The sequence below is a fragment of the Pseudomonas fjordensis genome (assembly GCF_976987115.1).
Map to the genome: position 1 here is coordinate 5,307,341 of NZ_OZ336860.1, position 13,461 is coordinate 5,320,801.

At 50.0% G+C, this 13,461-nt stretch carries 14 protein-coding genes and 1 pseudogene; 11 read left to right on the plus strand and 4 right to left on the minus strand.

Annotated elements, in window-relative coordinates; all coding sequences use genetic code 11:
- The first annotated feature begins 352 nt into the window (after window positions 1-352).
- From ACWHXD_RS24205 to ACWHXD_RS24235, 7 genes are all read left to right on the plus strand, one after another.
- A complete protein-coding gene (locus ACWHXD_RS24205; protein ID WP_073451708.1) occupies window positions 353-652 on the plus strand; it encodes a hypothetical protein in 300 nt (99 codons plus the stop codon).
- 304 nt (window positions 653-956) lie between these two features.
- Window positions 957-1,208 (plus strand): hypothetical protein, encoded by a 252-nt coding sequence (locus ACWHXD_RS24210; RefSeq protein ID WP_008437363.1) that lies wholly within the window; start codon window positions 957-959, stop codon window positions 1,206-1,208.
- A gap of 95 nt (window positions 1,209-1,303) precedes the next feature.
- Window positions 1,304-1,840: an STY4534 family ICE replication protein gene (locus ACWHXD_RS24215; RefSeq protein WP_019818099.1), complete on the plus strand. Its 537-nt coding sequence runs from the start codon at window positions 1,304-1,306 to the stop codon at window positions 1,838-1,840.
- A 108-nt stretch (window positions 1,841-1,948) separates the two neighbouring features.
- Complete coding sequence (locus ACWHXD_RS24220; RefSeq protein WP_019818100.1) at window positions 1,949-2,446, plus strand: hypothetical protein; 498 nt, start codon at window positions 1,949-1,951, stop codon at window positions 2,444-2,446.
- Between the two features lie 74 nt (window positions 2,447-2,520).
- Window positions 2,521-2,856: a hypothetical protein gene (locus ACWHXD_RS24225; RefSeq protein ID WP_019818101.1), complete on the plus strand. Its 336-nt coding sequence runs from the start codon at window positions 2,521-2,523 to the stop codon at window positions 2,854-2,856.
- Window positions 2,857-2,933: 77 nt separating this feature from the next.
- Window positions 2,934-3,539 carry a DUF3275 family protein gene (locus ACWHXD_RS24230; protein ID WP_019818102.1) on the plus strand — a complete coding sequence of 202 codons (606 nt, stop codon included), beginning with the start codon at window positions 2,934-2,936 and terminating at the stop codon, window positions 3,537-3,539.
- 83 nt (window positions 3,540-3,622) lie between these two features.
- The gene (locus ACWHXD_RS24235) at window positions 3,623-3,847 is read left to right on the plus strand and encodes a hypothetical protein (RefSeq protein ID WP_019818103.1); all 225 of its coding nucleotides are present in this window, start codon (window positions 3,623-3,625) and stop codon (window positions 3,845-3,847) included.
- Window positions 3,848-4,332: 485 nt separating this feature from the next.
- Here ACWHXD_RS24235 and ACWHXD_RS24240 read toward each other — a convergent pair whose 3' ends face one another.
- A complete protein-coding gene (locus tag ACWHXD_RS24240; RefSeq protein WP_019818104.1) occupies window positions 4,333-5,088 on the minus strand; it encodes an NADPH-dependent F420 reductase in 756 nt (251 codons plus the stop codon).
- 833 nt (window positions 5,089-5,921) lie between these two features.
- Between ACWHXD_RS24240 and ACWHXD_RS24245 the strand changes: the two are divergent.
- The 4 genes and pseudogenes from ACWHXD_RS24245 (at window position 5,922) to ACWHXD_RS24260 (ending at window position 10,238) form a co-directional block, all read left to right on the plus strand.
- Window positions 5,922-6,828: pseudogene (locus ACWHXD_RS24245) on the plus strand (cation diffusion facilitator family transporter).
- Between the two features lie 486 nt (window positions 6,829-7,314).
- On the plus strand, window positions 7,315-7,989 hold the full coding sequence (locus tag ACWHXD_RS24250) for a heavy metal response regulator transcription factor (RefSeq protein ID WP_019818106.1): 675 nt from the start codon (window positions 7,315-7,317) through the stop codon (window positions 7,987-7,989).
- Window positions 7,986-9,401 (plus strand): heavy metal sensor histidine kinase, encoded by a 1,416-nt coding sequence (locus ACWHXD_RS24255; RefSeq protein WP_019818107.1) that lies wholly within the window; start codon window positions 7,986-7,988, stop codon window positions 9,399-9,401. The genes ACWHXD_RS24250 and ACWHXD_RS24255 overlap by 4 nt, the downstream gene beginning before the upstream one ends.
- Before the next feature lie 606 nt (window positions 9,402-10,007).
- Window positions 10,008-10,238, plus strand: coding sequence for a hypothetical protein (locus tag ACWHXD_RS24260; RefSeq protein WP_019818108.1), 231 nt, complete (start codon window positions 10,008-10,010; stop codon window positions 10,236-10,238).
- A 187-nt stretch (window positions 10,239-10,425) separates the two neighbouring features.
- On the opposite strand, the gene ACWHXD_RS24265 is transcribed toward ACWHXD_RS24260, so the two are convergent.
- Genes ACWHXD_RS24265 through ACWHXD_RS24275 form a run of 3 tightly spaced genes read right to left on the minus strand, consistent with a single transcriptional unit; the run spans window position 10,426 to window position 13,227 of the window.
- Window positions 10,426-11,865 carry an ArnT family glycosyltransferase gene (locus tag ACWHXD_RS24265; protein ID WP_019818109.1) on the minus strand — a complete coding sequence of 480 codons (1,440 nt, stop codon included), beginning with the start codon at window positions 11,863-11,865 and terminating at the stop codon, window positions 10,426-10,428.
- Window positions 11,859-12,842 (minus strand): glycosyltransferase family 2 protein, encoded by a 984-nt coding sequence (locus ACWHXD_RS24270; protein ID WP_024073373.1) that lies wholly within the window; start codon window positions 12,840-12,842, stop codon window positions 11,859-11,861. The genes ACWHXD_RS24265 and ACWHXD_RS24270 overlap by 7 nt, the downstream gene beginning before the upstream one ends.
- On the minus strand, window positions 12,808-13,227 hold the full coding sequence (locus tag ACWHXD_RS24275) for a GtrA family protein (protein WP_024073372.1): 420 nt from the start codon (window positions 13,225-13,227) through the stop codon (window positions 12,808-12,810). The genes ACWHXD_RS24270 and ACWHXD_RS24275 overlap by 35 nt, the downstream gene beginning before the upstream one ends.
- Window positions 13,228-13,461 lie beyond the last annotated feature (234 nt).

Consider the following 13,461-nt stretch of genomic DNA (forward strand, 5'->3'; position numbering starts at 1 on the left):
CTTACTACATCCGAGAGTGACTGTTGACCCAGCTACTCTCGGTAGCTTCTCCTGTCGACCTGAACCTTCTTTGCCCTCCGCGAAATATCCCTCTCCGCTTGACACATCACCATCCCCCCTTCGATGATATGGACGTGCTTTGCTGACGTCGTCAGCATCATGCCCAGGCAGTCAGGATCTTGAAGACTGCGACACGATGTTCGTGTCAGATCCGCCCAAGACCGCTGAGCTTCTGGTAGCGCGGTCGGTCGACAATCGTCGATGGAAGCACCTTATGCAACTCACCTCGCGGGGAATCACTTCCCCAACGGGGTCAGTGGGTTCTCCGCATTCAACCTGCAGGAGAATCACCATGTCCAAACTTGCTTATGGCTTCGGTTTCGCGCTTGGCACCATCACGCGACAGTTTCTGCGTGCGGTAAAGAAAACCAGCGCTGCGCCCACAGCTATCCATACCAAAGCAGCTCCGTTGCTTCCACCGCCCTGCGTACCTGAGCGTCTCGTACGTGAGATGGATCATGTACCGGCAATAACTCGTAAAGGTGTCGACCTGAACCTTTGGTACGCGGCTAACACTCGAGTGGTCGAAAAGCCAGCTCGGAAACCGCGTAAGAAGCCAGCTGCACGCTCGTTGGTGCCAGCAACTTGCTAAGTCTGCGTCCTTCGCCTCTGTAGGGAGCCTTCCCAAAGGGAAGGTTTCCTCAGAGTTTTCACGGTAGGGGCTTGACAAGCGACAATCGTATTTCCATGATCTGCACATGTATCGCTGACGTCGTCAGCAACATGCCCAAGTAGTCTGGATCCGCAAGACTACGATGCGGTTTTCTGCATTGATCCACTCCCAAGATCGCCATAGCTTCCGGTAGCGCGATCAGTCGACTTAGTCGATGGAAGCACCTTTCCCACCCATGACGGGCCTACCCCGTCAGGGCAGGCCTCTCACTTTTGGAGGTCTGATGAAAACTGAACTGGCTCTCTACCAGGCGTTGATTTCGATTAACGTCCCGGAACAGAAGGCAAATGCTGTTATTGAAGCTTTGGAGACCGACATGCTTTCACGTTTGGCTACCAAGGCAGATTTAACTGCTCTTGCTGCAGAGTTCAAATCTGAGATTTCACAGCTTGAAGTCAAGCTCACCATTCGCATGGGCGTCATGTTGTCTGCAGCTGTCGGTGTAATGATTGCTGCAATGAAGCTGATGCATTAAACAACCTTAAGCTCCACCCACCCTCGCGGGGAATACTTTCCCCCTAGGGCGAAGTGTTTCTCCGCTTTCTGTTATTTCGAAACTGGAGAATCACCATGAGCACTAATCAATCCAACGAAGCAAAATTCTTCGACCTTCACACCACTGGTATCGGTTATCTCAACCGTATCCGTGAAGTGAAACCTCGCGGCAAAGGTAAGCCATTCATGGCAGTTACCGTTGCGGCTCTGCGCGGCTCGATGGATGATGCCGAGTATTCCTATATCGACTGCAACGTGGTCGGCGCTGAAGCTGAAAAGCTGATTCGTCGCAGCCAAGCAGCCGTTGAAGCCGGAAAGAAGGTCCTTGTGAGCTTCCGCATCGGTGATATCTGGACCGACGCATTTACCTACGAGAAAGGCGATAAAAAAGGTCAACCTGGAGCAAGCCTCAAGGGACGCCTGTTGTTTATCGGCTGGATCAAGGTGGATGGCCAAACCGTCTATGAAGCAAAGCCTCGTGAAGTAGAACCAGTTGTTGAAGACGGCGAAGCGGAACCTGAAGCACAGCTCGCAAGCGAAGAAGCATCCGAGCCAGTAGCAGAGGAACAATCCAAGCCAACGCCCGCTAAACAGCAGCGTACGGCATCTTGATTCACTTTGTTGAAAGGCACCCTTCGGGTGCCTTCATTATTATCAAAGTCCGCAGGGAACACCTCCCTTCCGGGCACGGTGATTCTCGTCCGTTGGAGACTCACCTTTATGAACACGTTATTTACGCAATCTCTCGATATACGCGTTGCTTATGCAAAAGCGGAAATCTATGGCGACGAGATTACCCAATATGAGGCTGAGATCGAGGCTCATATTCTGGGTGCCGACGCGTACCGCGCCGGCCAGCCGATCGTACCCGAGCTGTTCAAAACCGTTCCTGCGCTCAGTCGAGCTTGGGGCGAAGGAGTGAACGCGGCCATTAATGGTGGCGGTTGGTCACGCTTTACTGAAGAAGACCAGCAGCAGCTAATAACACCGGAACCATACATTGTGTCGGATTTTGCATACGGGAAACTTGCATTCGCCGAGTGCGGTATCGAGTACCCCCTCCAAATACTGAAGAGCGCTGCGGGCTATTACATTGGTACCGCTGATGAGTTTGAACCGGTATCAAGGGAGTCCGAAGAATACTACCGCAGCGAATATGCCGCGAAACAAGCTTTTGACCTCAACCTCTGGACACAACGCCACGTGTGCTGGTCCTGACATAACCAAAACATACCTAACCGGGAAACCACTTCCCGGACGGGCCGGGTGGTTTCTCACACCTGGAGATAAACATGCAAAGCACCACTAACCTCGTGTCGTCTGACCTGCTCAAGCTCCCGGTCGTTTTAACACCCCGGGCCTGGCAGGAAGCGGTGCATATTGAAAACCCTCAGGATGCAAGTGTTGTCAGTGAGCGACTGGGCGAAGTTGTCCTGGAGGCCTACCGAGAACTGCACTTGCAACCTGACAGCACACAGATCCATTTCGGCCTCTATCGTTTATTGCCTGCCGGCAATAGCACTGATCGAGTCTGGCTGGACCTAAAACTTGACCGTATAGAATCACCGCCAGGCGTTTTCTATCTGTACATCTCACTCAAGGAAGAAACTCATACTTCTTGCCCGTAATCCTTCGACAATCACAGCACTGCCCAAAGCCCGACACCTGTCGGGCTTTTTTCATTCGTAGCAGTGTGGAGCTGCCCATGATCAACATCCCCGGCCAACTGGCCATCCGTACCATCAGCGGCCGTAATGGCGAATTCAACGTCGGACGGCTTTCGACCTCTATCGGTGAGTTCGTGATCAAAGACGCACTCCTCGATCAGTACGATGAAGGCAAATACCGAGGCGACTTTCTGATAACGGAGATCCGTCCTTCGTATTACTCCACAGCAGGCCGCCTGATCGTTGAGATCCGTGCAAGGCTGGAAAGCATGAGCCTCGACGACGTCGACAATCTGACACCAGAAGACGCCGCCAGGCTCTCGCCAAACGAGCCTGACCCTATGGATGAAGAGTCTTCTTCCAACCTCTCCAAGCCTGTGCAGCGTAATAATCCGCCCGCCCTACCGGCCACCAATAAACAGGTATCAAAAGAGGATGCCCCGTTCGGGATGACCCCGACCGGCGCAACCAACGACCTCGAGGCAGATGCCGAGTTGTTCGGCACAATCTGGCCTCTAAGCTATACAGTCAGGCTGGACACAACTGTTGATCGTCAGCAACTACGCCAACAGTGCAGTCGGCTCTCGGAGCTCGGCTATTTACACAACTTCAAACTGCAGGTATGGAATATCTCCAATACCTAACGATGCCGGCGATACGCCAAGCCAATCGGCACATTCATGAGAGGCTCCCTCCTGGGCGCTCCTCGACTCAACAGGAGCAGCACATGAATCTAATCTTCAATAACCTGACCCAACAAATCCTTGAAAACATCGAAGATCAGCTCGCCAATAACGAGGTATCGACGAATGAGGAGCTTTGGGACTTCTTCGTAGAGGAGCTCGAAATGACGGCAGAACAAGCCGATGGCGCCGTTGCCCTTCGCCCCAAATACCTGGGGCAAATCTTTCTCACTGGGCACAGCCCACTATTTCAAAACGAGACGGTCTAGTTTGGCGCGGGGAGTCAGATCGATCTGGAGGGCATCACCATCAGGCTTTGTGTTAACGACAGAAAAGCCCTCCCAAAAAGGAAGAAAAGTATAATATCGCACATAAGAACGCCGGTTTGTTAGATGTGTTTGCTCGCACGAACATCATCAATCAAATCGGCGTTCTTGTTTCTGTGTTGCCCGGAATTCCTTGAAGGTAAGCGTCCGGTAAACACGCCTTCCTGACGCCAACGCCTTAATAGTTGAGATCGGTAGTAGACCACGCCGCACGCTTGCGACGCTTTAGCTGGCGCTGAGATTGAGCGGATGCTTGAACAACGTGACGTGGCCTAGGCCGCGATACAGGACAGGTTAGGAAATTCGCGGCCTCATCCAGACGCTGAGTTAGGCACGCGTCTGCAGTGCCCTGTTTACGTAAAGAGATGAGTTTAGCGACTAGATCAATTAGGCGAAATTCTAGCAAAGAATCCCGCCTAATCCGGTAGTCAGGCCGTCCTAGCGCGATTTGTGGCAACAATTTGCTCATCTGTAAACTGACTGCCGGGAACCATAAATTTTGCGATAAGTGCGTCTCGGTTTTGAGGTGCCCGTACCTTGTCTGCCGCCTCCAGCGCCATCTTCAGCTCCGGCAATGTTAGCTCGGTGCAGTAGGCTGGTGTTCCTGGTTGCTGACGCCACGAATCTTCAAGGCTACCAGCGGCAAGCGCGATAAAGCCCGTATCCTCAACGAGATCCTGCGCGACGGCCTCTGCATGAGTGTCATCCCCTGCTACATGTAAGCCAATGCGTGTCGAAGATCCAGTTGGTTGCCGATTGTCGGCAAGAGTCGCTGCAAGGACGGCGTTCCAAGCCTTAATGACCGGGCGGCTAAACTGCTCGCTTACCCAAACGTTCACGGGCTTGCCGTCGTCAACTTCTATGATTGCCCCGTCGCGTCCCGGATAGTAATTGGACGTGTCAATGACAACGACTTTCTCGGGGACATTCTTTAACGTCTGTTTGAGATCTGGATATTTTGGGAAGGGTATCGAGAGGATCACAACGCCTACCTCGGACACTGCCTCTTCCTTGGTCACAGCGTGTGCGCCGATTTCACTGACCAGGTTTTGAAGGCTTTCGGGGCCTTTCGAATTTGCCAGCTTAACTTCATGGCCGCACGCGACGAGCTTGCGGGCAAGGGTAGCCCCAATATTGCCGGCGCCGCTAACTCCGATTTTCACTTCAATAACCTCCTCACCCACAACCAATATTCAAGTTGCTACCTGGCTAGGTGTGCGAATGAATCAAGCGTGTCGCAAAGCCGCTGCGATCTGGGGTGAGCACGCATGTCGCTTGACTCAGGTAAATACGACTCTTCAAGAATGAAAGGTTACGCTGTCGGTAATCGGCACACGATGCCAGCGTCTAGCGGCATCCAAATTACCGCCATTCGCCCCTTTTGGGTCGGTAGCGACGACCACTTTCGACAATCGGTGTTAATGGTTAAGCCTCAGTCCGTTCCGCATCTCAACGGTGTCATCGACCTAACCCCTCACATCGAACGGCACTCTCGAGCTCCGTATCGCCGAGCATCATTTCAAAACCCGCGGTTTCTTCCTTACGAGATAGTTCAGTGATTAAGGAATCAGAATTTGCGATGAAAATATTGACCGCGGCCGGCGTTAAAAAACTAGGTAATTATGTTACTCAGCAGCGTTGCGAGGAGTTTGAGGTAATTTCGTGTCTGTGCTTAGCGACACCGCTACGTAGCGTAAATTTTTAGCTAGCCGTATTATTTTTGACGACGGATAACGAGATAGCTACAGCAGAATTACAATTCTGACACAATCCCAGCGGAACCTTCTTTTTTTGAGCCGTGTCAAAGTAGGCTGTTGACTAGCACCGTATCGCCGGCTAGAGGAGACGCAGGTCTGCAAAAAATCGCATACCAACAACATACTTTCATCCTAAACTACAATTAGTTTAAATGAGTTTTATTAGCCGTTCTGAAAGGTAGGATCCATATTTGTGTTTTTGTTTGTAGCGATGAGAATCTAGATTGAAGCCAACCACTACATTAGGCAAGGAGAAGCATGTGGGATCCAATCACGCTCATGGCGGTGCCGCTCTACGTGAAGGACACCAGAAAAAACTACTCATGGCGCTTGCCCTGACTGGTATTTTTATGATTGCGGAGGTTATCGGAGCATGCGTTACCGGCAGCCTAGCCCTGCTGTCTGATGCATCACATATGCTCACAGATACTGCTGCTCTGGCAATTTCACTGATTGCTCTCCAAATAGCCAAGCGGCCAGCGGACCAGAAACGGACTTTTGGATATGCTCGCATAGAGATCCTAGCCTCAACGTTCAATGCCTTATTACTCTTTATGGTCGCTGCCTACATTTTGTACGAGGCGTATCAGCGCTTGCTAGTACCGTCGGAGATTGCTACCGGTGCGATGATGTGGATCGCAATTGGGGGTCTTTTTGTGAACCTGATATCGATGCGTCTGCTCTCCTCTGCCAGCAGTGAAAGTCTGAATCTCAAGGGAGCCTATCTTGAAGTCTGGAGCGACATGCTTGGTTCATTGGGCGTGATCATAGCGGCACTTGTCATCCGATTTACAGGTTGGAGCTGGGTCGATACGATTGTCGCCGTAGCAATCGGTATATGGGTGTTTCCACGTACTTGGCAGTTGTTGCGCGAAAGCTTGGGGGGTACTTATGGAAGGGGTACCCGACAATCTCAATATTGCGGAAATAGAGTCCCTGATACTTGGAGTAGATGGGGTCATGGAGGTCCATGATCTGCATGTTTGGGCTCTAAGTAGTGGCCGCAATATCCTGACGTCGCACGTAGTCGTGCGAGATTCATTAAATCGAGATGTTATTCTCGCATCAGTCATTGACGCGGTGAGTAAATCGTTCGAAATTCATCACTGCACGATTCAAATGGAGCAAGCAGCCTTTCATGATAATGCTCCGAAGCCTTCACACTAGTCGTTTTTTTGATGACGCTAATTGTTGTATTTGCAGGCAGAAGCCCTAAGAAAAATCGACTTAAGATGCGTTCCCCAAGACTATACGCGCTTTTAAATATGCATTACTGCCACCTCTAAATTTAACGACTAATCGAGTTGACCGGCGGCCAATATTAAAGGAGCCTTCAGGCAGATTCGCCTGCTACGCGCACTGAAGGCATCCGCCAGCTTTGGCCTTAAAAACCTTACCATTGACAGATTCTCGATTATTCCAAACAATCAATTTATCATAACTATCAATAATATTGCGCAAAAATTACAAATTTGCAAAGCTTACGCGCATTTAGCCAATTCGCGCTAGGATCAGTTATTATTGAGTTAATGTAATGCGCATGAAAATAAATAATGAAATTAAACACCAAGCACACAGCAGTACTACCAATCAGCGTATAACCACACTGGCGGCCGATTGGACTATTATTTTACTCACATCCTGAGATAAGTTATGCGCGTTCTAGTTGTGGAAGACGAAACCAAAAACGTAGAATACCTTCAGCAGGGCCTTTCTGAAAGCGGGTACATCGTAAATATAGCAAACAATGGTGTTGATGCCGCTCACTTATTCAATACTAATATTTATTCGTTTCTGCTTCTCGATGTGAACCTCCCTGACATCAATGGCTTGGACCTTTTGGAAGTCATTAGAGAAACCAGCCGGGTCCGCGTCATTATGCTGACTGCCTGGGGACGAACCAACGACAAGCTCAAGGGTTTGGACGGTGGCGCAGATGACTACCTCGTCAAGCCCTTCGAGTTTCCCGAGCTGCTTGCTCGCATGCGCTCGCTGCAAAGACGTGGCGACGAGCTTTTTGAGAAAAACGCGCTGAGAATTTCGGATGTAGAGCTCGACTCTGTGCGCCATCGGGTGTTCCGTGGATCTACACGCATAGACCTCAACACCAAGAAATTTGCTCTCCTGCACCTTCTCATTAGTCGAGCTGGCAAAGCACTTACACGCTCTCAGAGCATCTGGCTGATATGGGACATGAACTTTGACTGCGATAATAACGTTATTGACGTCTCTATCCGGCGATTACGCTCGAAGATCGATGATCCATTTGAGACCAAGCTCATACATAAACTTCGAGGCATAGGGTACGTTCTGGAGGAGCGCGCATGAGGCCGTTCAGTCTGGCTGTGAAGCTGGGATTCAAAGTCGGTTTGATGAGCGCAGCGCTGCTCCTCCTTTTCGCCACCTTTGGGTATGTGATGGTGAGCCAAGCTCTCGAGAGAAACTCCCGAATGGACCTCGAAGTGAAAATGGCGGGTATGACTCACAACCTATCCGCTATCACTAGTATCGCTGATGTCAATCCAGACGCGCACCAGCTAGTTGACTTGGTCATGGGGCACAATAATCTGTACGTCAGCATCTTTGAGTCAGGACAAACGCAAACTCCACTGCTCTCAATAGGTTCGAAGGCAGTCAACCTGGAAGTGCACAAGTTCAAGCCAACCGAGCAGGTTAAACAGCACGAGTGGCGTGACTCCACGGGTCGCCCGCTACTTAGCGCTTCGCGAGTAATGAATCTAGGCGATGGAACCGAAGTTAGTGTGTTCATGACCATGGACCAGTCAGCCAACCAAGCCCTGCTCGATGCATTGCTAACCTGGGCGCTGATGGTCTCGCCTCTTATTCTCTTGCTGATCTTGGCCATTGGATGGTGGACTGTGCGCAGAGGACTACTGCCTCTGACCAAGTTCTTGAGGATTGCCTCGAAAATTTCCACCGAGAGCCTTGATCATCGCCTACCAACGAAGGGGATGCCGGCAGAACTGAAGAAGCTCGGCGATGGAATCAATATCATGCTGATGCGTCTAGATGATGGGGTTCAGCAGCTATCGCAGTTCTCGGACGATCTTGCTCACGAACTGCGTGCACCTTTGTCCAATCTCATGGGTAAGGCTCAGGTTGCGCTGACCCGGGAAAGGTCTCTTCCTGAGTACCGAGAAGTCTTGGAGTCGTGCACGGAAGAGTTGGACCGCATGAGTCGAATGGTTTCCGACATGCTATTTCTAGCCCAGGTCAGCCACCCCGCGTCAATGGTAGAATTCGAAAATGTCTGTTTGCTCGACGAAATTCAGCGGGTCTGCGACCTCTTCAGCATTACGGCCGAAGAAGGCGAAATACAACTCCAGCTCACAGGAAATGGCGTGGTGCGTGGCAATCAGATAATGATTCAACGAGCCATCTCGAACCTTGTCTCGAACGCGATTCGCTACTGCCCAAGAGGCCGGACGGTTTACGTGAAAGTTCAACGCGGTGCTAACGGAACTACCTTGAGTGTTGGTAACCCGGGGCGCGGAATCGCCAAGGAACACCAGGTGCATTTGTTCGAGCGGTTCTACCGTGTAGACAAAAGCCGAGCACGAAATGAAGGTGGTACGGGTCTGGGCCTAGCTATAGTACAGTCAATTATGGGATTGCATCAGGGTTCTGCGAGCGTAGAAGTGACTGATCAGAATTTTACCTGGTTTCACCTCAACTTTCCCGACACCCAAATGAAGCAAACGCAAATGGGCGCAGCCTAGGTCCCGTATATGGAGGGGGCCGATTTTAGAAGAGCTCTCTTTTTTACTTGAAAGCTTTAATGCCTGAGGGCTGCCGTATTGTTTTGGTCTTTAGCTCGACGTCTAGAGGGGAAGGCAGCCCTACCCGAAAATATGGCGAGCAGCCACATATAACGCGACCTTATCGGCACGCCCCCCCCCCCCCCCGCCTTAAACTCTTTCACGCCCCTCTGAGTGAACCACAGACGGAGTCAAAAAAATTCGACAGCCAGTTTGACTAACCGCCAACGGCGCCGCATTTGAGATGCCAGCTAATCTAGCCGTTAGCTTCGATGCGTAAACAAAAATATCCAATCGCTGCTACACAGTCTTTAGATCGTTTATGGCTAGCTTCCACTAGTGGCAAAAAATCCAAAAACATCAATGGCTTAGATATCACATTAAAGGTTATGAAAGAAAAATAGCCTGCTTCGGAGCTTTCACAAACACAAAATTTATACCGTTTCACCAAACGCATAAATTACGAAATTGTAATGATTCCCTCACCCTGCTGTTAGCTTCAAAATCCTAAACTATCAAACCACAAAGGCTGCTAGTTAAGCAGACCTAGTAAACATCGAGGGCACAATGAAATTCATAAAACTCCTCTCTATTGGTATCGTACTGACTGGATTTATGAGTTCCGCTTTTGCTGAAGACGGTTTCGAGCGAACCAAAAATTTCAAAGATAACTTCCGAGCCGAGCAAGCTCGTCTATGGGGTCCTGATGTATCGGAGAAAAGTAAGCAGAAAATTGCTCAAGAAAAACAGAAAGAACCTAAGGGCATTAGCAGCAAGTCGACAACTAAGAGACAGTAAAAAACAATTAACACGATCAAAGCCATCGACAAAAAGCCAGATTAATATCTGGCTTTTTAGCAACCTCTCCCTAATTGTACTTATTAAATAATTTTTCAGCATCAAAGATAAATCCTGAGATGGATTATTCACTTTAAACTGAAAAGCAGCTAGAAATTTAAATACTCTCTTCGCCGGGCTCTTACTTTCAACGGGAGCCAGTAGCACTATCTCCTAGAATATTTTCACCATCCTGTGCAGTGTCCTTCCAGCGGCATAGAAGCAGTTGGCTCGCGTTCGTTTCAGTGATTATTTTGCAACCAACGTCTACAGGTAGATCAGAATCGCTGTCGCGCAAACGCCTGGAAAGGTAGAACGATCTGTCGCGAGGCCACTTGTCAGGATCTTTGATGCTTTTGGACATTCCCCGGCTATAAAACTCCGACGAATACGAGCGGCGGCCAGGATAAATCAGGGGGCCCGATTGAGACGACTGCACATCCAGCCAGGCCTGCACTAAATCTCGCTGGTTCTGAGGACGATCCTCAAGCACACCGTTATAGATAATACCGGCGCCCGCGACTGGCAGCATCAGAGCGCTCGCTGCAGCAGCCCAAGCAGTCTTTCTGCCCACTTCGCTGATACATTCGGCAAGGAGTAGCGTCCATGCAGGCAGAGCAGGAAGAAGATAGGTCCAGAGAATGTTACCAGAGAAAGTAAAGAAAACAGGTGTCGCCAATGCCCAAAGCCAAAGGTATACATCGAAGCGCTGCATCGTCCCACGCCTGCTAATAACGAGGGGTAGAAAGAAAGTCCAAGGAAGCAACGCTAAGCCAAGCTGAATCCATATGGTGCCGTAGGGCTTGGCGTGAGCACTCCCGTAGAGATCCCCGGCCCAATCACTTACAACATATCGGCTCCAGTGCTCGCCGACAAAAAAATACTCAAGGAAACCCGGCGTCTTCATTTCGGCTGCAATGTACCAAGGCACTGATATACCTAACATGAGAGCAATCCCCGTTACCCAAGGAAGCCTCAATACCCGATTCCATTGCTTGTAGATGACGATCCAAAAAAATGCTGGCGCGCCCATCAGTACCAAGGTCAGTGGCCCTTTAGCAAGCAGGCCCAAGCCGAGAGCTAAGAACATAAGGTAGGCATCCCCTTTGCCTGCGCACTTCATCCAACGCCAGAAACCATAGCTGGCCAACAGGATCGAGAACGATAAAACGGGGTCAGTCAGCACAACACCACTGGACACCAAGCCCAGCGCCGTGCCGGAAAAGATGATGGCTGCCCAAATGCCCGCCTTGCGCGATACCTCCTGTGTCGCGAGCCTGATGATGATGAAGCAGCTTGCCAAGTGGAGAAACCAGGCTGGGAATCGAGCAGCAAACTCATTGGTGCCGAATACCGTCATGCTCGCCGCTTGGGTCCAGAAAGACAGCGGTGGCTTGCCCCAAAATGGAACTCCGTAATCGAACATCGGAGTCACCCAGTCACTCAGTTCAACCATCTTGCGTGCCATTTCAGCGTAGCGTGCTTCAGAGGTATCCATCAGGGGATATACGCCCAGCCCCAGGAGACGCAAAAGCAGAATCGAACTCAGGATGAACCACAATGTTCGCTCGCTTTTCAAATTCAGCATTTCTTACCCTCGAGTGAGGAAGCCGGAGGATGAATAGTCATGGGTCGCGCTTCATTATTACTATTTAGAAAATAAAGGGGGCGGCGTTTGACCTCCGCGAGCGTTACGCCTACGTACTCGCCCACCAGTGCAACACCCACGCACATGAATGAAGCAATTCCGACAAGCAGGTGATGGATGTCAAAGGAGCCTGCTACCAGTACTGCGAGCAGGTAGCAGATGCTGGAGACAAAGAAACTGAAGCTAATGAGACTGAATATACGAAGCGGCTTGCGGGAGAAGCTGAGAATACTTTCGATGGCTAGGTCCAGCAGGCTAGCGGCGTTCCACTTGGTATTGCCGGCATGACGGGAAGTGCGATTGTAGGGTAACTCAATGGTGCGAAAGCCTACCCAGCCGATCAAACCCTTAAGAATTCTGGAGCGTTCGTCCAGCGCTCTTAAGGCGGCCAATGGAGCAGGACCAATCAGACGGAAGTCACTGACATCCACCGGAAGATCAACTTTCTCCACCAGGCGCTGCATGATCCAGTAATAGCTACGTGCACTCGTGCGTTTTAGCCAGGAGTCGCCAGTTCGCAAGTCGCGTTGCATGTTCACAACGTCGTAACCCATCTGCCAATGATATACCATACTCGAGATGAGTTCAGGTGGATCCTGAAGGTCGACATCAATGAAGATCAATGCGCTACCGCGTGCATGGTCGATCCCTGCACTTAACGCAGCCTCTTTTCCGAAGTTCCGACTTAGGAACAGGCATCGTACATTTGATCCATCTTGATAGTGTCGAAGTAGGTCTGCAGTTTGATCGCTACTACCATCGTCGACATAGAGAATCTCGCACGAAACAGGCAGGCGCTTTACAACTCTGGTGATGCGCTTGTGAAATTCCGGAATGGTTTGCTCTTCTTGAAAGCAAGGAACCACTATTGTTAACAAGGGGTCAGCGCGTTCGGAAAGCCGATGTGATGTCCGCATGATTGAATGTCCAGAAACGATGCGCAGTGAATCCGAGCGCAGTTAGGGTTAAAGTCACTAAAATCTGAGAGACAAGCGGTGAGAGATTGAATTTAATCAGAACCCACATACCTACACCATTACCGATATTAGTTGCCAACGAGACAAGTACAAACCTGATAGGTTGAAGCTTATAAATTCCCGTCGCCACGAAACTGAGCCTTCTATTACCAATATAGCTAATAATAGCGCCTATCACGCCTCCGCCAACGCTGGCTAACACTGGATCAGTAACTCCATTTACAATAAGCAGGAGAAATACAAAATAGTGCCCCCCGGTTGCTACGAATCCAATGCCTAGATAACGAATAAGCAAAGCTATGATCGACATGCTTGTATTTTCCATCTACAAAGACTAAACAACCCGAAGTGAAAAAAAAGTGAACTGCATGTAATTTCAGAACTAAATAATGCAGCACCTCGACAATAGCTGTGCCACCCAACAAACACCAAAAAACCCTAATAATAAACTGAACAAATAACTCTAGCATGATCCAGAGATTACAATTCTGATAAGAGCATATACATGATGGCACTTTAGATCTTGGACAATTAAGCACTTTCTCAAAACATGAAAACC